The sequence below is a fragment of the Streptomyces sp. NPDC127119 genome (assembly GCF_042677425.1).
Lineage (GTDB): Bacteria > Actinomycetota > Actinomycetes > Streptomycetales > Streptomycetaceae > Streptomyces.
This window is the reverse complement of sequence record NZ_JBHXTO010000061.1, coordinates 20,022-43,964: the sequence shown is the minus strand read 5'-3', so window position 1 is coordinate 43,964 and position 23,943 is coordinate 20,022. Positions and strand designations below refer to the sequence as shown.

Annotated in this window: 18 protein-coding genes; 12 read left to right on the top strand and 6 right to left on the bottom strand. The window is 68.4% G+C overall.

Going from position 1 to position 23,943, the window contains the following annotated elements; genetic code table 11:
* The first annotated feature begins 93 nt into the window (after positions 1-93).
* The 4 genes from ACFVH5_RS24415 to ACFVH5_RS24400 all read left to right on the top strand — a co-directional run bounded on the left by ACFVH5_RS24415 (position 94) and on the right by ACFVH5_RS24400 (position 5,171).
* Positions 94-936, top strand: coding sequence for a nitrilase-related carbon-nitrogen hydrolase (locus ACFVH5_RS24415; RefSeq protein ID WP_385835844.1), 843 nt, complete (start codon positions 94-96; stop codon positions 934-936).
* 123 nt (positions 937-1,059) lie between these two features.
* A complete protein-coding gene (hydA, locus tag ACFVH5_RS24410; RefSeq protein ID WP_385835843.1) occupies positions 1,060-2,463 on the top strand; it encodes a dihydropyrimidinase in 1,404 nt (467 codons plus the stop codon).
* 30 nt (positions 2,464-2,493) lie between these two features.
* Positions 2,494-3,513, top strand: coding sequence for a TIGR03842 family LLM class F420-dependent oxidoreductase (locus ACFVH5_RS24405; protein ID WP_385835842.1), 1,020 nt, complete (start codon positions 2,494-2,496; stop codon positions 3,511-3,513).
* A gap of 89 nt (positions 3,514-3,602) precedes the next feature.
* Positions 3,603-5,171 (top strand): NCS1 family nucleobase:cation symporter-1, encoded by a 1,569-nt coding sequence (locus tag ACFVH5_RS24400; protein ID WP_385835839.1) that lies wholly within the window; start codon positions 3,603-3,605, stop codon positions 5,169-5,171.
* Between the two features lie 30 nt (positions 5,172-5,201).
* On the opposite strand, the gene ACFVH5_RS24395 is transcribed toward ACFVH5_RS24400, so the two are convergent.
* Both ACFVH5_RS24395 and ACFVH5_RS24390 read right to left on the bottom strand, forming a co-directional pair.
* Positions 5,202-5,864, bottom strand: a complete 663-nt coding sequence (locus ACFVH5_RS24395) for a hypothetical protein (protein WP_385835838.1) — start codon at positions 5,862-5,864, stop codon at positions 5,202-5,204.
* 121 nt (positions 5,865-5,985) lie between these two features.
* Positions 5,986-7,053, bottom strand: coding sequence for a carboxymuconolactone decarboxylase family protein (locus ACFVH5_RS24390; RefSeq protein ID WP_385835837.1), 1,068 nt, complete (start codon positions 7,051-7,053; stop codon positions 5,986-5,988).
* 167 nt (positions 7,054-7,220) lie between these two features.
* Between ACFVH5_RS24390 and ACFVH5_RS24385 the strand changes: the two genes are divergently transcribed.
* From ACFVH5_RS24385 to ACFVH5_RS24375, 3 genes are read left to right on the top strand one after another with little or no spacing between them, the layout of a single operon-like run.
* On the top strand, positions 7,221-8,321 hold the full coding sequence (locus ACFVH5_RS24385) for a sensor histidine kinase (RefSeq protein ID WP_385835836.1): 1,101 nt from the start codon (positions 7,221-7,223) through the stop codon (positions 8,319-8,321).
* On the top strand, positions 8,318-8,986 hold the full coding sequence (locus ACFVH5_RS24380; RefSeq protein ID WP_385835835.1) for a response regulator: 669 nt from the start codon (positions 8,318-8,320) through the stop codon (positions 8,984-8,986). Before ACFVH5_RS24385 ends, ACFVH5_RS24380 begins: the two co-directional genes overlap by 4 nt.
* Before the next feature lie 35 nt (positions 8,987-9,021).
* Complete coding sequence (locus ACFVH5_RS24375) at positions 9,022-9,684, top strand: DUF4232 domain-containing protein (protein ID WP_385835833.1); 663 nt, start codon at positions 9,022-9,024, stop codon at positions 9,682-9,684.
* A 761-nt stretch (positions 9,685-10,445) separates the two neighbouring features.
* Here ACFVH5_RS24375 and ACFVH5_RS24370 read toward each other — a convergent pair.
* Positions 10,446-11,288, bottom strand: a complete 843-nt coding sequence (locus ACFVH5_RS24370) for a DMT family transporter (protein WP_385835832.1) — start codon at positions 11,286-11,288, stop codon at positions 10,446-10,448.
* 558 nt (positions 11,289-11,846) lie between these two features.
* Between ACFVH5_RS24370 and ACFVH5_RS24365 the strand changes: the two genes are divergently transcribed.
* Both ACFVH5_RS24365 and ACFVH5_RS24360 read left to right on the top strand, forming a co-directional pair.
* Positions 11,847-12,872: an ABC transporter permease gene (locus tag ACFVH5_RS24365; RefSeq protein WP_385835830.1), complete on the top strand. Its 1,026-nt coding sequence runs from the start codon at positions 11,847-11,849 to the stop codon at positions 12,870-12,872.
* Positions 12,873-13,198: 326 nt separating this feature from the next.
* On the top strand, positions 13,199-13,954 hold the full coding sequence (locus tag ACFVH5_RS24360; protein ID WP_385835828.1) for a TetR family transcriptional regulator: 756 nt from the start codon (positions 13,199-13,201) through the stop codon (positions 13,952-13,954).
* A gap of 80 nt (positions 13,955-14,034) precedes the next feature.
* Here the strand turns inward: ACFVH5_RS24360 and ACFVH5_RS24355 are convergent, their stop codons facing one another.
* Positions 14,035-15,546: an FAD-dependent monooxygenase gene (locus ACFVH5_RS24355; RefSeq protein WP_385835826.1), complete on the bottom strand. Its 1,512-nt coding sequence runs from the start codon at positions 15,544-15,546 to the stop codon at positions 14,035-14,037.
* Positions 15,547-15,842: 296 nt separating this feature from the next.
* Between ACFVH5_RS24355 and ACFVH5_RS24350 the strand changes: the two genes are divergently transcribed.
* The 3 genes from ACFVH5_RS24350 (at position 15,843) to ACFVH5_RS24340 (ending at position 20,753) form a co-directional block, all read left to right on the top strand.
* The gene (locus ACFVH5_RS24350) at positions 15,843-17,555 is read left to right on the top strand and encodes an NAD(P)/FAD-dependent oxidoreductase (RefSeq protein ID WP_385835825.1); all 1,713 of its coding nucleotides are present in this window, start codon (positions 15,843-15,845) and stop codon (positions 17,553-17,555) included.
* Between the two features lie 34 nt (positions 17,556-17,589).
* The gene (locus ACFVH5_RS24345; RefSeq protein WP_385835824.1) at positions 17,590-18,819 is read left to right on the top strand and encodes a cytochrome P450; all 1,230 of its coding nucleotides are present in this window, start codon (positions 17,590-17,592) and stop codon (positions 18,817-18,819) included.
* Positions 18,820-19,052: 233 nt separating this feature from the next.
* Positions 19,053-20,753: a PQQ-binding-like beta-propeller repeat protein gene (locus ACFVH5_RS24340; RefSeq protein ID WP_385835822.1), complete on the top strand. Its 1,701-nt coding sequence runs from the start codon at positions 19,053-19,055 to the stop codon at positions 20,751-20,753.
* A 28-nt stretch (positions 20,754-20,781) separates the two neighbouring features.
* Here ACFVH5_RS24340 and ACFVH5_RS24335 read toward each other — a convergent pair whose 3' ends face one another.
* Both ACFVH5_RS24335 and ACFVH5_RS24330 read right to left on the bottom strand, forming a co-directional pair.
* Entirely contained in the window at positions 20,782-21,378 is a 597-nt protein-coding gene (locus ACFVH5_RS24335; protein WP_385835821.1) for a TetR family transcriptional regulator, read from the bottom strand.
* Positions 21,379-21,641: 263 nt separating this feature from the next.
* Positions 21,642-23,429 carry a PQQ-binding-like beta-propeller repeat protein gene (locus ACFVH5_RS24330; protein WP_385835818.1) on the bottom strand — a complete coding sequence of 596 codons (1,788 nt, stop codon included), beginning with the start codon at positions 23,427-23,429 and terminating at the stop codon, positions 21,642-21,644.
* Positions 23,430-23,943: the final 514 nt, after the last annotated feature.

Here is a 23,943-nt window from a genome sequence, read left to right as displayed (position 1 = left end):
AACGCCACACGCCCGCAGACGTGACACGCTGCAACTCAAAGTCCCCGTCAAGGCTTCCTAGGCTCGCGGCACACCCAGCGACCGGAGGTCCCGATGAGCAGAGTGATCCGCGCCGCCGTCTTCCAGACCGCATGGACGGGCGACAAGGAGTCGATGATCCAGGTCCACGAGCAGGCGGTCCGGGACGCGGCCGCTCAGGGCGCCCAAGTCCTGTGCTTCCAGGAGCTGTTCTACGGCCCGTACTTCTGCCAGGTCCAGGACAAGGCGTTCTACGAGTACGCCGAGCAGATCCCCGAGGGCCCGATCGTCCGCCGGTTCCAGTCCCTGGCAGCGGAGTCGGGCATCGTCCTCGTCCTGCCGATGTACGAGGAGGAGCAGCCCGGCGTCCTCTACAACACCTCGGCGGTGATCGACGCCGACGGCTCGTACCTCGGCAAGTACCGCAAGCACCACATCCCCCAGGTCGAGGGCTTCTGGGAGAAGTTCTACTTCCGTCCCGGCAACAGCGGTTGGCCGGTCTTCGACACCGCGGTCGGCAAGGTCGGCGTCTACATCTGCTACGACCGGCACTTCCCGGAGGGCTGGCGTGCCCTCGGGCTGGCCGGGGCCGAGATCGTGTTCAACCCGTCGGCCACCTCGCGCGGACTGTCCGCCTACCTCTGGCAGTTGGAGCAGCCTGCGGCGGCCGTCGCCAACGAGTACTTCGTGGGCGCCATCAACCGCGTGGGCGTGGAGGAACTGGGCTCCAACGACTTCTACGGGACCTCGTACTTCGTGGACCCGGAAGCACAGTTCGTCGGAGAGGTGGCGAGCGACAAGGAGCCCGAACTCGTCGTCCGCGACCTGGACATGGAGAAACTCCGCACGGTCCGGGACCGCTGGCAGTTCTACCGGGACCGCCGCCCGGACGCGTACGGCCCCCTGACGGCCCCGTGAAGGTCTCCCCGGCCGGGGCCCCGTAAGGGGCGCGGGGAACTGCGCGACCAGCCACACGCGACCCGCACTGTGTCGACTGCCCCACCCCGGGGGTCCCCGTCGGGACAGACAGGAGAGGAACACATGAGTACTCGTACAGTCATCCGCGGCGGCCTGGTGATCACCGCATCAGACGAACTGCACGCGGACGTCCTCATCGAGGACACCCGCATCGCCGCGATCGCCGCGACCGGCACCCCCGCAGCCGAGGCCTGGACCGCCGAGCGGACCATCGACGCCACCGGCAAGTACGTGATCCCGGGCGGCGTCGACGCCCACACCCACATGGAACTGCCCTTCGGCGGCACCTTCGCCTCCGACACCTTCGAGACCGGCACCCGCGCCGCCGCCTGGGGCGGCACGACGACGATCATCGACTTCGCCGTCCAGAGCGTCGGACGCTCCCTGCGCGAGGGCCTGGACGCCTGGAACGCCAAGGCCGACGGCCAGTGCGCCATCGACTACGGCTTCCACATGATCGTCTCTGACGTCAACCAGGACACCCTCAAGGAGATGGACCTGCTGGTCGAGGAGGGTGTCACCTCCTTCAAGCAGTTCATGGCCTACCCCGGCGTCTTCTACAGCGACGACGGCCAGATCCTGCGCGCCATGCAGCGCTCCGCCGAGAACGGCGGCCTGATCATGATGCACGCCGAGAACGGCATCGCGATCGACGTGCTCGTGGAGCAGGCGCTGGCCCGGGGCGAGACCGACCCCCGCTACCACGGCGAGGTCCGCAAGGCCCTCCTCGAAGCCGAGGCGACCCATCGCGCCATCAAGCTCGCCCAGGTGGCCGGCGCCCCGCTGTACGTCGTGCACGTCTCGGCCACGGAGGCCGTCGCCGAGCTGGCGCGGGCCCGCGACGAGGGCCTGAACGTCTTCGGCGAGACCTGTCCGCAGTACCTGTTCCTGTCGACGGACAACCTCGCGGAGCCGGACTTCGAGGGCGCGAAGTACGTGTGCTCGACACCGCTGCGGCCCAAGGAGCACCAGGCCGCCCTGTGGCGCGGCCTGCGCACCAACGACCTCCAGGTCGTCTCCACCGACCACTGCCCCTTCTGCTTCGTGGGCCAGAAGGAGCTGGGCCGGGGCGACTTCTCGAAGATCCCCAACGGTCTGCCGGGCGTCGAGAACCGGATGGACCTGCTGCACCAGGCCGTGGTCGACGGGCACATCTCGCGCCGCCGCTGGATCGAGATCGCCTGCGCGACCCCGGCCCGGATGTTCGGCCTGTACCCGAAGAAGGGGACGATCGCGCCGGGCGCCGACGCGGACGTCGTCATCTACGACCCGCACGCCGAGCAGATCATGTCCGCCGAGACCCATCACATGAACGTCGACTACTCGGCGTACGAGGGCAGGCGCACCACCGGCCGCGTCGAGACGGTCCTGTCGCGCGGCGAGGACGTCATCACCGAGCGGAAGTTCACCGGCCGCGCCGGGCACGGCAGTTACACCCCCCGCTCCACCTGTCAGTACCTCCTCTGAACCCTTCTCCGAGCGACCAGGAGTGGCGCCATGGACTTCGGACTCGTCCTGCAGACAGACCCACCTGCCTCCCGCGTCATCAGCCTGATGAAGCGGGCCGAGCGCAACGGCTTCACGTACGGCTGGACCTTCGACTCCGCCGTGCTCTGGCAGGAGCCGTTCGTGATCTACAGCCAGATCCTGTCCCACACCACGAAGCTCAAGGTCGGCCCGATGGTGACGAACCCGGGCACCCGCACCTGGGAGGTCACCGCCTCGACCTTCGCCACGCTCAACGACATGTTCGGCAACCGCACGGTCTGCGGTATCGGACGCGGCGACTCGGCCATGCGCGTGGCCGGCCGCAAGCCCAACACCCTCGCTCGGATCAGTGAGGCCATGAAGGTCATCCGGGCGCTGGGGCGCGGCGACGAGGCCGACCTCGGCGGCACGGTGATCAGGTTCCCGTGGATCAAGCCGGGCGCCGAACTCCCCGTCTGGATGGCCGCGTACGGGCCCAAGGCCCTGAAGATGACCGGCGAGGAGGCGGACGGTTTCATCCTCCAGCTCGCCGACCTGTATCTCACCGAGTACATGGTCAAGGCGGTGAGAACGGCGGCGGCCGAGGCCGGACGCGACCCGGCCGACGTCAGGATCTGTGTGGCCGCGCCCGCCTACGTCACCGAGGACGACTCGCCCGAGGCGCTCGCCCACGCGCGGGAGCAGTGCCGCTGGTTCGGCGGCATGGTCGGCAACCACGTCGCCGACCTCGTCTCCAAGTACGGCGAGCACTCCGCCGCCGTCCCCGACGAACTCACCGACTACATCAAGTCCCGCGAGGGCTACGACTACTCCCACCACGGGCGCAGCGGAAACCCCGACACCCAGTTCGTGCCGGACGAGATCGTCGACCGGTTCTGTCTGATCGGCACGGCCGAGCAGCACATCGCGAAGCTGAACGCCCTGCGGGAGCTGGGCGTCGACCAGTTCGCCCTGTACGACATGCACGACGCGCAGGAGGAGGTCATCGAAGCGTACGGATCGACGGTCATTCCCGCAGTCAACCGTTGACGGTCACCCTCCGCCGTCAACTGTTGACTGCGCCCTGAGAACTCCACCCGCACGGCCTTTCCCGTCCCGCCTCATTGATTGGCCTGCTCATGACCGAAACCGTCCCCACAGGGCCACCGATAACCCAGTTCACCGACACCGAGGGGCGGATCGAACTCCGCCCCGGAGCCTTCCCCGAGAGCAGTCCCTTCGCCAACGAGGACCTGCGTCCCGTCCCGGTCGCCGAACGCAAGTGGACGACGTACAACTTCGCGGCGCTGTGGATCTCCATGGCGCACTGCATTCCCAGCTGGACCCTGGCCTCCGGCCTGGTCGCCCTCGGGATGGACTGGAAGCAGGCCGTCTTCACGATCGCGCTCGCCAACGTCATCGTGCTGCTGCCGATGCTGGCCACCGGACACGCCGGACCCAAGTACGGCATCCCCTTCCCCGTGCTGGCCCGTGCCTCCTTCGGGCTGCGCGGGGCCAACATCCCGGCGCTGATCCGGGCGGCCGTGGCCTGCGGCTGGTTCGGCATCCAGACCTGGATCGGCGGCAGCGGCATCTTCGCCCTCGGCTCCAAGCTGACCGGCGGGGAGTGGGAGAAGGCCGGACAGATCGCCGGCAACCCCTGGCCGCTGTGGCTGTGCTTCCTGCTGTTCTGGGCCGTGCAGATCGCGATCATCTACCGCGGTATGGACTTCCTGCGGCGCTTCGAGAACTGGGCCGCGCCCGTCGTGATCGTCGGCGCGTTCGTGCTGTTGATCTGGATCGCCGTCAAGGCCGACGGCTTCGGCGCGCTGCTCGACCAGCCCTCGAAGCTCGGCTGGGGCCCCGACTTCTGGACGGTCTTCTTCCCGGCCCTGATGGGCATGATCGGCTTCTGGGCGACGCTGTCCCTCAACATCCCCGACTTCACCCGCTTCGGCGCCAGCCAGAAGGCGCAGACCTGGGGGCAGAGCCTCGGATTGCCGACGACGATGACGCTCTTCGCGATCCTCGCCGTGCTCGTCACCTCCGGCTCGGAGGCCGTCTACGGAGAGGCCATCTGGGACCCGGTCGCCCTCGCCGCGAAGACGGACAGCGCCTTCGGACTGCTCTTCGCGCTCTTCATCGTGCTGATCGCCACGATCTCCGTGAACATCGCGGCGAACGTGGTCTCACCGGCGTACGACCTGTCCAACCTGGCGCCGAAGTTCATCAACTTCCGTACCGGAGCGCTCATCACGGGTGTCATCGGCATCCTGATCTTCCCCTGGAAGCTGATCTCCACCCCGGAGTTCTACATCTTCACCTGGCTCGGGGTGGTCGGCGGGCTGCTCGGTACGGTCGCGGGCATCCTGATCGCCGACTACTGGATCGTCCGCCGTACGGTCCTGCACCTCGCGGACCTCTACACGCCCGGCGGACGCTACTGGTACACGAACGGCTGGAACTGGCGGGCGGTGCTGGCCTTCGTGGTCGGCGGTGTCCTGGCTGTCGGCGGCTCGTACTCGACCGTCGACGCGAAGGGCGTGAAGCTCGGCCCGTTCCCCGTCGACGGACTCATCCCGTTCCTCAAGCCGCTCGCGGACTACGGATGGGCGGTCGGCGTCGCCTCGTCGCTCGTCCTGTACGTCGCCCTGATGGCACCCGTGGCACGGGCCGAACGGGAGCAGTCCCTGCACAAGGCCGCCTGACGGCGGTCCGGCCGCGCCGGGAGCCGCCCGCTACTGGGCGGCCTCCAGCGCGGCCATCCCCTCCTTGGCGGCCTTGATCGCGCCCTTGTTGATCTCGTCCGTACCGGGCGCCTTCTTCGACTCGAAGTCGCTGCCGTTGTACGTGACGACCACCAGGGCGTTGGACGCGCGGACGATCACCATGCCCTCGCGTGTCTGCTGCTTGTCGTCGGTGGTGAGGTTCACCACCGAGTAGGCCTCGTCGCCGACGCCGGGGACCTCACCGCCGCCGCTCTTCTCCGTGGTGCGCTGCTTGTACGCGGCGAGAGCGGTCTCGTCCGATTTCTTGATTTCGTACGAGATGTCCAGCCAGCGGTAGTCGAACGACTTGAGCGCGTTCCAGGAACAGGTGCGGCGCAGCGACTCGTCGGTCGACGGGATCTCCTTGCCGGCCGTCTTGGCGCCCGGCACCAGCGCGGTCACCGTCTTCTTCGTGATGCCCTCGCAGGGCGCGGGGGAGTCGCGGTAGGTGCGGACCGCCGCGGCGGTCGCGGGCGCCGACGGGGATCTCTCGCCGTCGGGGGCGGCCTTCTTCTCCGTTGCCGGAGTCGCGGCGAGCGGCCCGGACGACAGCGCCCAGCCCGCCGTGGCGAGCACGACGACCGGCGCCAGACGCGCGGTGAGAGCGAGAGGAAGAGATCGCACGGCGCACATTTCGTGGGGGACGGTGCGGAGGGGTCCGCACTGCGGACGGGACGCCAGTGTCACACGCGTGGCTGTGGGGCGGAAGTGCGAACTCGCTCCGTGCCTGCCCGTGTCCGGGCGGTGACAGTACTTACCGGGTCACTCGACGTGCCGAGTCACGTGCCGAGTCGCCTACGGCGGCCTGGAGGGGCAGCGCGCGCTCGATACGGTCCACGGCGGTGAACGCCCCGTACGCGATCAGCTCGACCAGGCAGTGGTCCGTGAACGGCGGCTTCTTCCAGGCGGCCACGTCCTCGTCGGTGATCCGGTACGGAGCCAGCGCGGCCAGCAGCGCCAGCCGCGCCCCGGGCCGGTCCGCGCGTGCGGGCAGGGCGTCCCAGACCACCGGCTGATGCGTGCCGTCCCAGACCGCGACCGTGTCCCGTACGAGGTTCTGGTCGGCCTCGGTCAGCAGCGAGGAGCCCGCCATGGCCGCGGCCCGCAGTGCCGCGTAGGCCGGACCGACCGTCGTTCCGGCCGCCCAGGCCGGGCCGGCGCCCGCGGCGCCGTCGAGGAGGGCGAGGCTCGTGCCCGGGACGAGGCGGCGGCGCACGGTCTTCGCCACGGAACGCCCGACGAGGCTGCGGACCGACCTGAACCGCTGGACGTTGCCCGGCAGCAGGTTCTCGGTCAGCAGGGCCGAGACGATCCGGTTGATGAAGTGGAAGGCCAGGGCGGTGCCCACGTACGCGGCGGTGTGCCGGACGAAGAAGGGCAGCGGGGTGAGTTCCGCGCTGCCCGGGACCCGGGTCGCCTCGCCCCAGGCGACCATGCGCGCCTGGATCTCCCTCTCCGGGGCCTTCCCGCGGGCCAGGCGCTCCGCGAGGGCGTGGTCGCCGGTGGCGTGCAGCAGGAGCGTGTGCGCGTCCACGCAGAACGGGCACTTGTTGGCCCGGGACACCCCGAACGCGGCCAGCTCCTTTCCGGTGCGGCTGCCCTCGCCCGCGAGCAGCGACTCCCGCATCAGCGCCCAGGCGGCGGCCATCAGTCCGGGCGAGGAGGACAGCACGACGAAGGTGGAGGCGCTCTCGATGCCGAAGTCCTCCGCGAGCTGCCGGTACACCTCCGCGGTGCGGCCGGTGGCGGACCTGGGCGGCAGGGGTTCGGTGTGACGGAACGGCGCGGTCGTGAACGGCGCGGTCAGGAAGGCTGCGGTCATGGGGAGAACCCTGGCTCGCCGGGACACCCCCACGCGTCGTACGGCCGGAGGCAGTTGGCGGTGCGCCGGCCCGACCGCCCGGCACCTCCCACTACTGCGGGGGGAGTAGTGCCGGAGTTGTCCACAGGGCTGACGCCGCTGTCCGTCCGGCGGTCTACGGTACGGACATGAGCGCGGACCAGGCACTCCTCAAGCGGCTCGCCGACGTGGCAATCGCCGTCGTGATCGGCGCCGTCACCGTGTCCTCGGCGGCCCTCGACCAGGACACCACCGCGCTCGACCTCGCGCTGATCGTGGCCGGCTCGCTCGCCCTGGCCGCGTACCGCAAGGCACCCCAGGTGGTGCTCGCCCTGACCACCGCGGCCCTCAGCGCCCACGCGCTGCACGCGCGGCCGGGGCCGGTGGCCGCCCTGCCCGTGGTGACCGCCGTCCACCTCGCGGCGCAGGCGGGACACCGGGCCGTCGGCGCGGTCGCGGGCGCCGTGTTCCTCGGCGCGTATCTCGCGGCGGGCCCGGTCACGCACAGCACCGTCGAACGGACCGCGCTGCTCGCGGGCTGGTTCCTGTGCGCCGTGGTCAGCGGCCTCGCGGGCCGCAACTGGCAGGCGTATCTGCGCCAGACCGAACAGCGCGCCCTGGAGGCCGAGCGCACCCGCGAGGAGGCGGCCCTGCGCCGTGCGGGGGAGGAACGCCTGCGCATAGCGAGGGAGTTGCACGACTCCCTGACCCACAGCATCTCCATCGTCAAGCTCCAGGCGGGCGTCGCCGTCCATCTCGCGCGCAAGCGCGGCGAGGAGATACCTCCTGCCCTGCTCGCCATCCAGGAGGCCGGCGGGGAGGCCATGCGCGAACTGCGGGCCACGCTGGACATCCTGCGCACCGACGAGCCGACCGGCACGCCCGCGCTGCTCGTGGAGCGGGCCCGCGCGGCCGGTCTCGCCGTCGATCTGACCGTGACGGGCCGCGAGCGCCCGCTGGCGGCGACCGTGGACCGTGCCGCGTACCGCATCGTCCAGGAAGCCCTCACGAACGCCGCAAGACACGCGGGACCCGCCAGGATCGCCGTGCGACTCGACTATGGAGAAGGTGAGTTGACGATACGCGTCGACGACGACGGAACCGCCGAACCGTCCTGTCCGCCCGCCGAGGGCATCGGGCTCACCGGCATGCGCGAACGCGTCACGGCGCTCGGCGGCACCCTGCGTGCCGCCCCGCGCGAAGAGGGCGGCTTCTCGGTACGGGCCGGCCTGCCGCTGGAGCACGCGTGATCCGGGTCGCGCTCATCGACGACCAGGCGCTCATGCGGGCCGGGTTCCGGGCCCTCCTGGACGCCGAGGACGGCATCGAGGTGGTCGGTGAGGCGGCCGACGGCGAGCAGGGCGTGGCGCTGGTGCGCGAGCATGTGCCGGACATCGCCCTCGTCGACGTGCAGATGCCGGTGATGACGGGCATCGAGGCGACCCGCCGCATCGCCGCCGACCCACGGCTCTCAAGCGTGCGCGTGGTGATGCTGACCAACTACGGCCTCGACGAGTACGTCTTCGAGGCGCTGCGGGCCGGGGCCAGCGGCTTCCTGCTCAAGGACACCGAGCCCGCGGATCTGCTCCAGGCCATCGAGGTCGTCACGCGCGGCGAGGCCCTGCTGTCGCCGTCCGTCACCCGCACGCTGATCGGGGAGTTCGTGTCCCGGCCGCCGGACCGGGCGAAGGCGCCGGGCCTGGAGTGCCTGACCCGCCGGGAGCGGGAGGTCACCGCGCTCGCCGCCCGCGGCCTCACCAACGAGGAGATCGCCGCCCACATGGTCATCAGCCCCTTCACCGCCAAGACCCACATCAGCCGCGCGATGACCAAACTGGGCGCCCGCGACCGCGCCCAACTGGTCGTGTTCGCCTACGAGTCGGGGCTGGTCGCCGCACGAGGACGGGCGGAGTGAGGGCCTTTGCCGGGGGCTCGTGTGATGATCGGCGGGTGATCGCGACACGAGCCAGGCCGTTCCGCAGTGCCGCCCTCGTCTGCCTGTTGGCGGTGGCACCGGTGCTGGGGGCGAGCGGGTGCGGGCTCTCCGCCGAACTGGACCGGGAGAGGAACCCCGAACGCACGCCCACGCCGACGCCGTCCCTCGCGGTGGTACCGCCCTCACCCACACCCGGGCCCGTGACCTCCGAACCCTCCCCGACCCCCTCCCCGACCGTCCCCGGTCAGCAGACGGAGGGCTGCCCCGAGTCCGGTCTGCGCTTCGCGGCCGATCAGGGCGACGCGGTGATGGGGCTGCGCGCGATGGGCCTCGACGTCACCAACTGCGCCGACGAACCGCGCAAGTTGAACGGCTATCCGGCCATCACCGTCCTGGACTCGTCGGGTGATCCCTTCCCGGGCGTGCGGACCGTCGAGGGCACGGACCAGGTGTCCATGGCTCCGGAGGATCCCGGCCCCCGGCCGCTGACGCTCGCCCCCGGGCAGTCCGCACACGCGGCCCTGTACTGGCGGATGAACAACACCAGCGGCGTGTACCTCCGCGTGGCCCCGAAGAAGGGCGACGACACGGTGACCGTACGGCCGCCGTACCCGCTCGACATCGGCCCGGAGAACGTCCTCGGGACGACGGCCTGGCAGCCCTCGGACCGCCCGTAACGGCAGTCTGCGTACCATCGCCGGACGTCCTGGCCCGCGGTCCGGAACCTGCCCCGCAGTCCGCAGTCCGCGATCCGCAGTCCGCGATCCGCAGTTCGCGATCCGCAGGCCGCAGGCCCGTCCCGCAGTGAGGAGTTCCCCGTGTTCACGACCCGACCCACGCTCCAGGGCACCTTCGGAATGAAGTTGCCCAGAGGCACTGACCTGCGTCTATACGGCCGTCCGCGCTTCTGACCAGCACCGCGCTCGTTCTCCCCAGATTCTTCCCAGAGTTGGCAGTGCTGGCGAGGTGGCCGCGCTGATGAGTCGGCCGACCTGCGGCACGGTGGCCCACGCGGGCTCGATCAACGGCAGCAACCAGCGGGGATCGCCTCGGTGATCTCCTCCAGCGCAGCCCGCACACTCTCGCCCACCAGCTCCAACCGACTCAACCGCGGCACCGCGGCCAGGACATGAGTGGCCTCAGTACGCTGTCGACCCCACCCCCCTTGAGCGGCACGGCCGCCACCAAGCGGTCCAGCATCACCTGCAGCAACTGATCCGCCCGGCTGCCCTCGGACACGCCACCCGCGCCGCCCCCGCCACCCCGACAAGATCACCAACAGGGTCATGGCATCGCCACCCGCGAGTCGAGGATGGCGTGTCCGGACTGTGCGGTCGCGAGTCGCCTCGGGCGGAGAACTCCTCGATGTCTCACTGGGAGCGTTTTCGACAGAGCCGGCCGTTACTCTCTGCCAGCTCGTGCTCCACTCGGCTCGTCTTCAGCAGACTGCCGCTGTGCCGGAGGCATGCCGGAACCGCTGGGTGGTCAGCAGGATCACTCCGCCGGCGGCGATCACCCCGCACCCCAGAGCCGCCGCCGTCCCGGTGGCTCCGTACCGGAAGCTCTCCTCGAACAGAGTGACCCCCACAGTCGCCGCCGCCACGGAATTCATCACGGTCACCGTAGCCAGCGGGGCGGCCAACCCTACCCCGCGAAAGGAGGCCTGAGACAGTAGCAGCCCCGCCACGGCGAACACCGCGATTGTCAGGAGGTTGGGCAGCTGTGCCCACAAGCCCGCTCGGGTGAAGTCCACTGCGATCGTCTTCACGAACACCGACGCGATCCCGGAGGCCACCCCTGCCGCCCCCGCCAGGAGGACGGCCCGGGCCACGGGATACCGGCGCACGAGAAGCGCCGCGGCCGTCAGCGCGGCCACGGTGCCGCTCGCCACAAGGCCCACCAAAAGGCTTTCGCTTCCGCTCAAAGCCTGCTTGGACGAATCCGTCCCCGTCAGTGCGAGCAACCCGGCAAGTCCCACCGATGCCATGACCGCGCCGTACCAGGCCGTGGCCCCGATCTGCCCACCCACCAAGGCGGCCGCCATCGGCAGCGCGAAGACAATGGTCAGCGCCCCCAGCGGCTGTACCAGGCTCAGTGGTCCGAAGGCGAGCGCGACCACGTGCAGGGCGGCGCCCAGGCCGTTGAGGGCGACGGCCGCCCACCACAGAGGGCGGCGCAGCGGGGCGTAGGCGTGAACTTCGACTGCTGCCGCGACCCGTTCCTGGAGCACCGCGCCGCCCGCGTACGTGACGGCGGACATCAGGCAGAGGGTGACGGTCACGGCGAAGTCGGTTATGGCTTCACCTGTGTGGATGGGTGCCGCTGAGAACCGGCGCGGGACGTTTGTGGTCCTCGGGCAGGTGACGCGTCCGCGTCGCGGCGGACGGGTTGGGAGCGGCGGGCGGCGAGTTCGTCCTGAGCGGACGCTGTGGTCATGGCAACCCTTTCCGGACGAAAGGTTCCTGAATGGCAGTCAGCGTGTGCTCGATACGTCCCGGTGTGCACGGCTGACCGCGCCTGACTTCAAGAAAAACGAACGCTCGATTAGAAGACGAGTGTGTACCTGTGCGTGAGGCACCGTCAAGCCGGAGTGGCGGGTCTCGCTCGACTCCGTGGGTGTGTGGGTGTGCGGCACCGACGCGATCACGGGCTGCCGGGAGCAGGCCTGTTCATGGTGGGCCGAGCGGTCGGAGTGCCCGCGAATTTCGGGCGCCGGGGCGCCGTGTCCGGAATCGGGACCCTCGGCGAGTGCGCCCCCTCCTCCCGGGTTGACGACGGCTCACGCACGGGTGCACACTCACCGTCACGTAATCGAGCGTTCGTTTTTCTAGGAGTTGTAATGGCCTCTCCGGATTCGGCGTCCTTGCGGCGCCTGATGGTGGGTGTGGTGCTTGTCCCCGTCATCGTGACCATGGCCCTGTCCGCGTTCGCGTGGTCCTCCTCCCGGCTGGCACCTCGCGACCTCCCGGTCGCAGTGGTGGCGTCCATGCCGGGGGCGGACAAACTGACAAGCGGTCTCCAAAGGGGTGACGCCTTCGACGTGCACAGCTACGACAGTGAGGACGCGGCGCGAGAGGCGATCCGTGACCGGGACGTCTACGGCGCGTTCGTGGTGTCTCCGCAGGGAGTCACCACGCTCACCGCCACGGCGGCCAGCGTGCCCGTTTCACGGGTCGTCATCGAGGTCGGCAACGGGCTCGCAAAGAAGATCGGAGGCAAGGACGCCACGGCGCGGACCGTCGACGTGGTGGCGGCTGACCCCCAGGACCCGCTGGCTACGGGCTTCTCCTCTTCGGTGCTGCCGCTGGTCCTCACCGGCGTGCTCAGCGCGATCCTGATCGTCATGCTCAGCAAGCCGGGCCTGCTTCAGCTGGGAAGCCTGATCGGCGCCGCAGCGCTGTCGGGCGTGTGCGCCGGCCTGATCGTTCAGTCCTGGCTCGGTATCGTGGGTGGCAACTGGGTGGCCAACGCGTCGGTGATGGGCCTGACGGTCTTCGTCATCTCGGTGATGTCGGCCGGATCCGCCGCGGTGGTCGGCCGAAGCGGCATGGTGGCCGTCTCGTTGCTCATGGTGTTCATGGGCAATCCCTTCGCGGGCGTCTCGTCGGCCCCGGAGATGCTGCCCGAGCCGGCGGGCTGGATCGGGCAGATGCTGCCCCCGGGCGCAGGCGGCAACCTGCTGCGAGGCACAGCCTTCTTCGACGGTGCGGCTGTCGGCGTACCGCTGGCCGTACTGCTGGTGTGGGCCGGTCTCGGTGTCACCGGCCTGCTGTTCGGCGCCCGGGGGTCCGCTGCAGAGCCGGTGGGCGACGGGGAACCAGCTCCCGTGAAGGAGGTCGAACTCTCGCGTGAGACGGCCGGCTGACGATTAAGAGGAGACCCCGCCGGATCGTTCTCCGGCGGGCTCGTCTATTCTTTCTGCTTGGCGTCATCCGGTTTTGGCCGGATGACGGTACAGGGCTGTCCCAGTCGCGCTGGTTCGGTGTGCGCACGCTCGTGTGGCACCAGGAGGTTCCCCGGTCTGGGCCGTGTCGGCACCTGGCGGGGACTCGTTCTCCGTGCGTCCGGTGACCGTGCTCATGTGCCCCGAACGGCGCAACCGGGCCACCGGGCCGGGTACTACTTGGGGTAGTCCTGATCTGGTCAGCAGGGCCCATCCCCCCGACCCGTGAGTGGAGGGAGTCAGCGCCAGTGGATTCACTCGCCGCGAACGACCGGGAGGAGCCGCAGCACTCCTCGGGTGTACACGCACGCGCAGGCGTCAGCGGTCGAACGGGACGCCGTCCGGGAAACAGCGGAACCCGAGAAGCCATTCTGAGGGCGGCACGCCGGGTTTTTTCCGAACGCAGCTACAGTACGGCCAAGATGCGCGACATCGCCGGTGAGGCTGAGGTCAACACAGCGTTGATCCACCACTTCTTCGAGAACAAGGAAGGCGTGTTCCTGGCCGCCATCCAGGACGTCTACCGGGTCTCCAGTGTCCTGGACCAGGTCGTACTGCCGGGGCCCAGGGACGAGTTGGGCATGCGCTTCCTGAGCGGCTACATGAGCCTGTGGCAGGACCCGGTCACTCGGGAGCAGATGCTGATGGTGGTGCGCTCGGCAGTGTCCAACGACGAGGCCGGGCATCTCATGGCGAGCTTCATCCGGGAGAACGTGATCCGGCCGGTGGTGGGCGGCATCGACACGGCTCAGCCGGAGCTGCGGGCGACACTCATCGGCAGCCAGTTCGTCGGCATCGCCGTCATCCGGTACATCATCAAGCTGGAGCCGCTGGCCTCCATGGACAACCAGCAGATGATCGACATCTTCGCCCCGACGATCCAGCGCTACCTCACCGCTGACATCGAGGAACTCCGGGGACCGTACAAGACCGCGGGCCAAAGCTTCCCCGGCCGGGACCGGAAGCTGCCCGGCATCATGGAGAACCTCTTCCTGGAGCCGTAGCCCGATCTGGTGGCCGGGGCGGCGGAGAGGAGGCGCATACCTCCGTGAGCGTCGCCGGGCAGGACCGGCCCTACGTACGATCAGGTCCCGGCGGTCACCGGGGCCGGTCCGCACCAGCGCTGCAGTGCGGCGCGCAGCCCCTCCGTGTCGGAACGGCTGCCCGCCCAGGCGCAATAACCGTCCGGACGGCTGAGGATGAGGTCGTGCGAGGCGACCTCCGGGGGGCCCTCCAGTCGTACGGCGACGGCCATGACCTGGTCCTGCCACTGTTCGTGCACAGGCTTGGCCGAGCCTCGCGTCTGGTCCAGGAGCACGAAGCGGCCGGAGCGGAAGAGGTCGAACAGCGGTCGGAGCGAGCCGTCCTCGTGCGCGACAGGGGTGTCGGGGAGCCGCTTGCCGACGAGGTCGGCGTGCTCGCCGCCGTCCTTCGGCGGATAGGAGAACGCCAGATTGGAGATCTGGCCGGCGAGCAGGCGGTGGGTGAACGGCAGGGTGGTGACGGTCGGCACCATCACACGCCGGATGGCACGGACGGGCAGGGCCGGTGACATCATGGCGTGCATGCCCCGGTCGGTGGCCTTGAGTACCCGGTTGGCGATGGGGCGGCGCTCCTGCTCGTAGGTGTCGAGCAGTGACTCGGGGGCGTTGTGCCGGATCACGGAGGCGAGTTTCCACCCGAGGTTGACTGCGTCCTGGCAGCTGATGTTGAGACCCTGGGCGCCCAGGGGGGCGTGGGTGTGGGCGGCGTCGCCGCCGATGAGGATCCGCCCCTGGCGGTAGCGGGCCGCGTGACGGTTGTGAAAGCGGAATCGGGCGGTGTACGTGGCGTCGTAGGGATGCAGGTCGTAGCCGAAGATCCGGGTGAGCATGTCTCGCAGCTCTTCCAGATCGGCGGGTTCGTCGACCGGTCGCGGCGGCCTGCGATCGACGGCTCCCATGCGCCAGGTACCGTCGCCGAAGTCGATGGCGACGACCATGCCCTCTCGGGCGACCTTGACCAGCATGCCGTCCTCGGGGATACGGGTGAGCCGCATGTCGCCGGCCATCACGTTGTACGGGTAGGTCTTGCCGGGGAAGTCGATGCCGGCGGCCTCGCGTACGGTGCTTCGTACGCCGTCGAACCCCACCAGCCATGAGGCACCGAACTCCCGTGGCGTGCCGTGCTCGTCCGCCCTGACCAGCACCGAGTCGGCGGACTGGCGGACGTCCACGACCTTGACGCCGCGGTGGACGATGACACCGAGCGAGAGTGCGCGTTCCTCCAGGATTCCCTCCGTGACGCTCTGTCGGCAGATACCCAACTGCTGATAGGCGGTGTCGAGATGGGTCAGGTCGATGCGGGCTCGCCCCACCGTCAGTCGATAGTGGTCACGTGGGTTCCCCTGCTTGAGGAACTCACCGACCAGGCCACGCATCGCTAGTAACTCCAGTGTGCGGGGCTGCAGTCCGGTGGCGCGGGATGTGACGGACCTGCCGTCCCGACGTTCGAGCACGGTGCAGTGGACGCCGGCGAGGGCCAGTTCGCAGGCCAGCAGCAGACCACCGGGACCAGCTCCGACGATCACCACTTGGTTGTTCTCCGCAGTCGTCATCGGACCTCCTTCCTCAGGTTGGCTCCATGGTGCCACCGTGAATTATTGACCTGATTAACTCTCAGGGCTAGGCTCGACGAGAAATCAAGCGAGCGATTAATTACATGGCCTCCTCAAGGATCAGATCCTGCCGGGACGTTCGCGCAGGCCCTGAATCACGTGCCCGCGCGGAGGCGTCCGCACGGTGTTGTCGCTGGGCTCATGCAAAGCCCGAGGCCACCCGATGACAGTTGGGTCGGCCGTACCTCGCAGCAGGTGCGACACCACCCAAGTCAACCGGAGAAAGCAGGGACTTCATGGAAGAAGCTGCGTCGCACGCACACGAACAACCGACGTCGGACGTGACGATCATCGGTTCCGGCATCGCCGGTACGGTCCTCGCCTCGATCCTGTCCCGGGCCGGACTCGACGTTCTCCTGCTCGACGCCGGGACGCACCCCCGGTTCGCGGTGGGCGAGTCGACGATCCCTCACACCTCGATGCTCATGCACATGGTGGCCAAGCGGTACGACGTGCCGGAGATCGAGGAGCTGGCCTCCTTCGAGGGAGTGCAGCGCCGGGTGTCCCCGGCCAGCGGAATCAAGCGGAATTTCGGCTTTCTCTACCACCGGGAAGGCCGGTCGCAGGAGCCGGCGGAGGCCAACGAACTGCCCTTGCCGGGAATCATCAACACGGAGAACCACTTCTTCCGGCAGGACGTCGACGCCTGGATGCTCTCCGTGGCGGTCCGCTACGGAGCCACCGTCCGCCAGCGGGTCAGTGTCACCGACGTCGACATCGACGACAACGGTGCGACCCTGACCTCGGCGGCCGGTGAGACCTGGCGGACCCGCTTCGTGGTGGACGCCAGTGGTTTCCGCTCGCCGCTGGCCGACAAGATGGACCTGCGGGAGCAGCCCTCACGTCTGCGCCACAACGCCAGGACGCTCTTCACCCACATGATCAATGTCAAGCCGTACGAGTCCCTTGTCCCGCACGGTACCCACGCGAATGTGATGCCGTGGAGCCAGGGCACGCTTCACCACATCTTCGACGGCGGCTGGATCTGGGTCATTCCGTTCAACAACCACGCGAAGGCGCGGAATCCGCTGGTGAGTGTCGGGCTGAGCCTCGATCCGCGGACCCACCCCAAGCCGCAGGACATGACGCCGGAGGAGGAGTTCCGGCAGTTCATCGCCAAGTTCCCGGACATCGCGCCGCAGTTCGAGGGCGCGCGGTCGGTCAGGGAGTGGGTGTCCACCGGACGCTTCCAGTACTCCTCCAAGCAGACCGTCGGATACCGCTGGTGTCTGACCGCTCATGCCTCCGGCTTCATCGACGCGCTGTTCTCGCGCGGTCTCGCGAACACCTTCGAGATCATCAACGCGTTGGGCTGGCGGCTGATCGAGGCCGTTCGCGAGGACGACTTCGCAGTGGAGCGCTTCAAACTGGTCGAGGAACTGGAGCAGGGCCTCCTCGACTTCAATGACGACCTGGTCGCCAACGCGTACACGTCCTGGAAGCACTACGACTTGTGGGATGCCTGGTTCCGGGTGTGGTCCGTCAATCAGCGGCTGTCCAACTTCGAGATAAACCGGGCTTTCGGCCGATACTTGGAGACGGGCGACCGGTTCATCCTGGAGGACTACGAACGCCACGCCGTGCGCGGGACGCTGGCCGAGTACCAGCCTGCCCGCCAGCTTTTCGCGAATGCCAGCGAACAACTCCGCCAGGTGCACAACGGCACACTGGCGCCGAGGATCGCCGCCCAGTCGATCATGGAATCGCTGCGCACAGCCGATTTCCTGCCACCGGCCCTGGGCGCGGGCGAACCGCTCAACCGCTGCATTCATGTGACCCCGAACAAGGTCGTCAGCATGCTCAAGTGGGCCAAGTCCGACGCACCTCCTGAGGTCGGCCGACTGGTCCACGAGGGCCTCACGTACTTCCTGGGCCGCCGATTCGCCCCGGGCAATTTCAACCCCGTCAGCGAGATCTTCAAGGCCCGCCGGCGTGCGAAGGCCAAGTGAACGACTCCGTCAAGGATTGCGGGAATGGAGCGACATGACGTCTGAGGCCCAAAAGAAGTGTCCTCACGCAGAGGGCGCGCGAAGTATCCCACCCAGCTTCGCCAACGACCCCTACCCCTTCTTCGAGGAGCTGCGTGCCGAGGGCTCCGTCCACCAGATCAGGCTGCCTGACGGAACCGTGTCCTGGTGGATCACCGGGTACGACGACATCGAGGCGGCGCTGAGCGACTGGGAGACCTTCAGCAGCCAGGTGCACAATGCGGTGCAGGACGAGAACATCCAGAACAGCCAGGCACTCATCCGCAAGGATGTGATGCTGAAGCACACCATGATCAACCGGGACCCTCCCGACCACAGTCGGATGCGCAAGCTGGTGGTTCGCGCATTCAGCGCCAGCCGGATCGACAGTCTGCGTCCGCGGATCCAGCAGCTCGCCGACGAACTGCTCGACGACCTCGAGAAGCGGCCCTCGGTGGATCTGGTCGAGGACTACGCCTTCCCCCTCCCGGTCGGCGTGATCTGTGAACTGCTCGGAGTGCCGCACGAGGACATCCCGTACTACGGCGCTCTGGTGACCAAGCTGACGGGTGCTCAGAGCCCTCAGGAGGGCAAGGACGCCATTGAGGCGTTGAAGGGCTTCATCATCGCGAAACTCGCGGACAAGCGGGCCAACCCCGGGGACGACGTGTTCACCGCCATGGTGCAGGCGGCGGACGAGGGGATGCTGAGCGAGCCCGAACTGCCGGCCATGGGCCTGCAACTGCTCACTGCGGGCCATGAGACCAGCATCTACATGATCAGCGGCGGCATGCTGCGTCTACTGGAGAACCCGGAGCAGCTTGCCAAGCTCCGTGAGAACCCGGATCTGGTGGCGCCCGCCATCGATGAGTTGCTGCGGTTCGACCCACCGCCGGTTCCTGGTATTTTCCGGCATGTCACCAGGGACGTGACGGTCGACGGTACGACGATTCCCAAGGGGGCACTGGTCATTCTGAATCTGGCGGCGGGCAACCGGGACAGCGGTAGGTTCAGCTGCCCCGAGAAGCTCGACGTGACCCGCGAGGACAACCCGCACATGGCCTTCGGCGGGGGAGTCCACTACTGTCTGGGTGCCCGGCTGGCCCGCCTCGAGGGAGAGGTGGCCTTCGCCACCCTGCTGCGGCGCTTCCCCAACCTGGAGCCGGCCGTTCCGCTGGAGCAGGTGTGCCACCGTCCGCTGAACTTCCTCCAACGACTGGAGTCGCTGCCGGTGAAGCTGCACTAGGTCCAGGTCGGAAGAACAGCATCACCACCACCGCTGCGTCGCTCGTCCGGTCCGGTGGAGGACCGCCGGCCGGGCGTGCGGCCACCCGCGGTGTCCGTCGGGGTGGCCCATGGGGACGCCGTCATAGCACGTGCGTAGGCCGAGGTGGATTACCAGTGAGATTGACCAACCGCATCACGTGTGTCCACTACGTGGATGGACTCGGGTTGTTGGCCGGTGACATCTCGGGAAGAGTGCATCTGCTGGATGACGACCTGCGGATACAGCAGTCGTCCACGGCGGTCGGCGGCGGTCAGCCGATCCGTTGTCTCGTCTCGATCCACGGCTGGGTCGTGGGCAGGGATCGGCTGGGAAACCTCACCAGGTGGGCGGCGCGCACGCTGGACCTCGTCGACTCCCTGCCCGTGCGGGTCGACGAGACTCTCTTCGACGCCCCCGCCGAGCAGTGGCCGGGACTCGTCGGCAACCATGAGCTGACTGTGTGCCACGGGCGTCTCTACACGCATGACAGGGCCGGGCGTCAGCTCGTCGTGGGCATCGAGTCCTTCTCCGTCCAAAGGGCGCTGACCTTGCCGCTGCCCGCCGGAAACGATCTCTCCGCTGTCACCGCCGCAGACGTCCAGCACGTCCATTACGACGGCCGCCATGACCGGTTCTGGGCCGTTGGACGGAATTCCGACGCATGGCCGGGCCTTCCGGTGGGCGTCGCCCTCGTGTCTCCGCAGGGCTCACTCGACTACAGTTTTCCCTTCTCCCGCTACCAGGTGGACTTCCTGGAGTTCTCCCCGGATTTCTCTGTCGCCTACGCCGGCGGACGTGAGGGAGTACTCCACATTCTGGAGAACACCGAGGAGAGACCCACTCTCGCCAGGACCGTCGGTGGTTTCCCTCACCAGCTCACGGACCTCACCGTCGGGACGGACGGCAGCCTCTTCGTGCTGTCTCTCTCCGGCGAGCTGGTAAAGGTCGACCCGGATGTCCAGTGCGTTCAGTCGCGGGCTCCGGTACTGCGCCAGGGTGCCTGGACCATGACGCCCGCGATGAATCGTCAGGACCGGTCGTACTGCGGCACGGACGACGGAGTCGCTGTCATCGAGCCCCGTGAGGCGCCCCGTGGTGGATTCGCACTCGTCCAGATGGACCATCACGACCTCAACTTCGGAATGATCCGCGACCTCGCGGCGGTGCCGGGTGGCTATGTGGGCCTCGGCCAGAGGGAGGTGGTCTTCCGCGCTGATGACCACGGTGAACTCCTCTGGCAGACCCCGCTCGACGACTTCGGCGTCGGGCTCGCCGTCTCGGGCGACTCTGGTCGAGTCCTGGTCGCCACCGGGGTCGGCGCACTGGAACTGTGTGTCGAGACGGGCAGGCGACTCCACCAGCTCTCGCTCGACGGGGTGCCGCTCTCGGCGGCCGCCTACGGCCTTGGCGATGAACGGATCCTCGCCAACAACGAGGGAGTGCTGTGCGCCTGTGCCCCGGACACCGGGACCGAGTTGTGGCGGTTGGACGTGGCGTCCGCCCCCCGGCACATCTGGCCCCAGGACGGGACCGTCTACGTGCTCACCGCCGAGCGCTTGCTGGAGATGTCGGCCGACTGCAGTGAGATAAACCGTAGTTGGGGCGGCGACCTCCGCAACGCGACCGTGGCGCTCGTCGCCGACGGCCAGGTCCATGTGGCCACCGCGGACGGTGAGATGTACACGTACGACCGGGCTACGGGCACGCGGCTAGGTGTGGTGGACAACCTGCCGGACGTGCCGAGGACCTTGGTGTCCGCCCGGTCGGCGTCCGGCGAGCCGCATCTGGTGATCGGCGGCCGGGGAGGCTATCTGTCGAACCACCGGGTGGGGTCGGACGGTCCGCCCACCCGGGTGCGTGACACGTATCTGCGCCGGGGCAGTGGTCAGGCCTTCCGGCTGCACTGCCAGTAGCGCACGGACGGCGTTCTCTGACGCTCCGTCAGGGATTGGCCAGGGAGTCGATCGAAGGGGTCAGCCAGTTCGTCAGCTGCCTGAGACTGGCGGAGGCGAGCGGGTCGACCTTCAGGATGTGCCGCTGCACCACGACGCCGTGCAGCTGGGACAGGATCAGGGCGGCGCGCAGCTGGGCCCCGAACCCGCCCAGTGTATCGGCCAGTTGGGCGATGAGTTCATCCGGGTTGAAGGCGGCGGCCAGGGGGCCGTCGCTCACGCCGCGGGCCATGGCGGTGCGGTAGATGGCCGCGAGCGAGTCGCCGTTCTCGCCCTCCCACAGCTCCAGGTAGGCCGGGACCAGCCGCTTGGCCAGCTTCTCCCGGCTGCCGGGGATGAACGTCTCCAGTACGTCCATGAGGCCGACGGCGTCCTGGACCACCGCCTCGTACACGCCCTCTTTGTTTGCGAAGAAGTAGTGGACCAGGGCGGGGTCGACGCGGGCGTTGCGGGCAATGGCACGTACCGTGGTGCCCGCGTACCCCTGCTCGGCGAAGAGGTCACGGGCGGACTGGAGAATCGCCTGACGGCTCTGCGTTTCGCCCGGGCGCCGTCCGGCGCGGCCTGGGCTCGACGTGCCGCGCACCGTCGCACGACGTGGAGACGGCGGGCTCGTCTCATGTGATGTGTTCGGCACCGTGGACCCCCCAAGAGCCCTGGAAGTATACGAGTGTGACCGTACCGCGTGGAATCACGGCGCAGACCTCAGCCTCTGCGTTCATGTCTGTCATTGACCTGTTTGCTACGGCGGCGATGAAACCGTCACGGTCCCGCCCTGCCTGGGGCACCCGGCCGACGGGGCGGGACGGTGGGCGACGGCGTGACGCACAGCCCCTGGACGCTCAGTGCCTAGTTGAGATGGAGCTGGAACGACTGGCCGGACCGGCGGGCGAGATAGGTGTCGCGCAGTCGGACCGGCGGACCGACCTGGGACTCCGCGAAGGTGGACAGGTAGCCGCCGCTTCCGCCGGCCACCAGGTAGGCGGCGTCACCTGTGCTCGGGAGCGAGGCCAGGACGTGGGGCAGGTCCATGAGCTGGCCCACCACACCGACCGGGCGGCCGTCGAGGTCGTAGGTGTGCAACTCGCCGTTGTCGCAGACCAGGTGCACTCGGCTGATGGTGACGGTCGCGGCGATGGGGACGCACGGGGCACACTCCCAGGAGCCCGTGAGCCGTCCCTCGCCAGGATGGAACGCGAGGAGTCCTCCGGTACCGCAGACGTAGACGGTGTCTGCCTGCGACGAGATGCGGTGGATGTGCTCACTGGTCTCGATCCACCACAGCTCGTCGGCGGAGTCGGCGGCGAAGGCGCACACCGTGCCGTTCTGGTTGGCCAGGATTCGCTCGCCCGTCGGGCCGTACGAGCAGGCGGTCAGCGGCACCCCGTCCAGCGAGAGCCGCGCGATCTCGGTGCCGGTGTCGGAGTCCAGTTCCACACCGCCGATGCCGGTCGCCACGAGCAGCCGCTGATGGTCGGTGGAGGCGGCCAGGTAGAAGCCGAAGTCGTCGAGGTCCACGTGCCACAGCAACTTGCCGGTGCAGTCCGAGCGGAAGACCACGCCCTTCTGGCCGATCCCGACATAGCCGCTCGGTACCCCGACGACCCGTCGGGTCGCACCGAAGCGGGTGGCGTGGTGTTCCGTCTCGCTCAGCCTGGGCGCGCCGCCATTGGCGCCCGTCACCCGGCTTCTGCCCGGGTCCGAGGGGAGAAGACGAAGTAACGCGACCCCGTCGTCGGTGGCGCAGTACAACCGGTCTTCCTCGCCCGGCGCGAGCGACAGGTCGTAGGCGCTCTGGCGCAGCACCGGTGCCCGCGACTGAACGCAGTCCAGATCCGGGTCTATGCGCACGAGTTCGCCGGAGAGCGTGAGCACGAAGACACTGCCGTCCGCGCCGACGGTTGCGTCCGTCAGCTGGTGAGGGAAGCCGGTCACGGTCTCCCGCAATCTGAGACGGTTCCGGCTGTTCCCGATGACCTGCAGTTCCCCTTCGGCGCTTCCCACGTAGACGGTGGCCCCGTCCGGGGAGAACTCCAGGAACTCGACGCCGTAGCGGAAGAACGGCATCGTGTACTCCACCGAGCCGTCCATCGTGAGCAGCACCACTGCATCGCGCTGTCCGAACGGGGCGGTCTCGTCATTTGCCACCACCCAGAACCGGTCGTGGCGGGCGTCGTGGTGGATGCTTCGGACGCGGCCGTGTTCCAGGGCCGGAACACGGGAGAACTCCATGGTGGCCAACGAGCCGAGGAACACCTCGTTGGTGCCGTGGGCGAGCGCGTGCACGCTCGGATGGTCCGAGCACAGGGAGGTGACGGGTCCCTCGCCGGTCGGGGGAAGCACCTCCTCCAATGAAAGGGACGCGCCGTCCAGGGCCAGTAAGTTGCCCACCGTGTCGCCGGTGTAGACCCGCCCGCCCCACGGGGACATCCACGGGGTGCCGGGGGAGGTCGTGAGGCCGATGGCGTCGGCCCTCGCGGGGCGGCCGAGTCCGGCACCCAGGGCGCGCAGGTCGAGGTAGCTGGTCATATCCAGGGTGTCGAGCGACCACTGCACGAGATCGCCTCGCCCGTCCATGCCCACTGCGTAGTCGTTCAGTACGATGACCTTGCGGATCGGGCGACCCTCGTGGATCATCGGAGAGGACTTTTGCGGTTGTAAGTCGTCGTCGAGCAGATGCAGGCAGCCCGCTACGTCGCCGGCGATCAATCCCGCGCCAGGTACATAACGGATGCACGTTATCCGGTTGGTTAACTTCACTGGTGAACCCCCGACAGGCCAGCAATTCGCGCTTGGAAATGTGCGATTTCGTGTGTCCTGCAATCGATATATCGCGAGCATCTCACAAGCGATGCGGTTCACGCCACGGTCGCACTTGCCGCGGTTCGCCCGGCATGGAAGAGGGAAAGCCCGCGCTGTCAGCCCGCTTCATCGGGCGTCCAGGACCTACCGTCAAGTAGCCTGCTGGGCTGGTGAGTGCACCACGGTTCGCCGATAGTGAGGGCGGCGGCGTGATGGGGTGGGAGCCTGTTGAGCGCATCCAGGCGCGGACATATGCGAACGACTTGTGAACATCCCCTCCCGTGTATGCCGACTCTGTGGAAATGCTGGTGGTCATACTCCGTTGACGGGTACCAACTGGTGGGTCAGT

Bases quoted from the DNA above. Each gene is read 5' to 3' on its own strand.
- ACFVH5_RS24415 (WP_385835844.1), top strand. From the start codon at position 94: ATGAGCAGAGTGATCCGCGCCGCCGTCTTCCAGACCGCATGGACGGGC.
- hydA (WP_385835843.1), top strand. From the start codon at position 1,060: ATGAGTACTCGTACAGTCATCCGCGGCGGCCTGGTGATCACCGCATCA.
- ACFVH5_RS24405 (WP_385835842.1), top strand. From the start codon at position 2,494: ATGGACTTCGGACTCGTCCTGCAGACAGACCCACCTGCCTCCCGCGTC.
- ACFVH5_RS24400 (WP_385835839.1), top strand. From the start codon at position 3,603: ATGACCGAAACCGTCCCCACAGGGCCACCGATAACCCAGTTCACCGAC.
- ACFVH5_RS24395 (WP_385835838.1), bottom strand. From the start codon at position 5,864: ATGTGCGCCGTGCGATCTCTTCCTCTCGCTCTCACCGCGCGTCTGGCG.
- ACFVH5_RS24390 (WP_385835837.1), bottom strand. From the start codon at position 7,053: ATGACCGCAGCCTTCCTGACCGCGCCGTTCACGACCGCGCCGTTCCGT.
- ACFVH5_RS24385 (WP_385835836.1), top strand. From the start codon at position 7,221: ATGAGCGCGGACCAGGCACTCCTCAAGCGGCTCGCCGACGTGGCAATC.
- ACFVH5_RS24365 (WP_385835830.1), top strand. From the start codon at position 11,847: ATGGCCTCTCCGGATTCGGCGTCCTTGCGGCGCCTGATGGTGGGTGTG.
- ACFVH5_RS24355 (WP_385835826.1), bottom strand. From the start codon at position 15,546: ATGACGACTGCGGAGAACAACCAAGTGGTGATCGTCGGAGCTGGTCCC.
- ACFVH5_RS24350 (WP_385835825.1), top strand. From the start codon at position 15,843: ATGGAAGAAGCTGCGTCGCACGCACACGAACAACCGACGTCGGACGTG.
- ACFVH5_RS24345 (WP_385835824.1), top strand. From the start codon at position 17,590: ATGACGTCTGAGGCCCAAAAGAAGTGTCCTCACGCAGAGGGCGCGCGA.
- ACFVH5_RS24330 (WP_385835818.1), bottom strand. From the start codon at position 23,429: ATGATCCACGAGGGTCGCCCGATCCGCAAGGTCATCGTACTGAACGAC.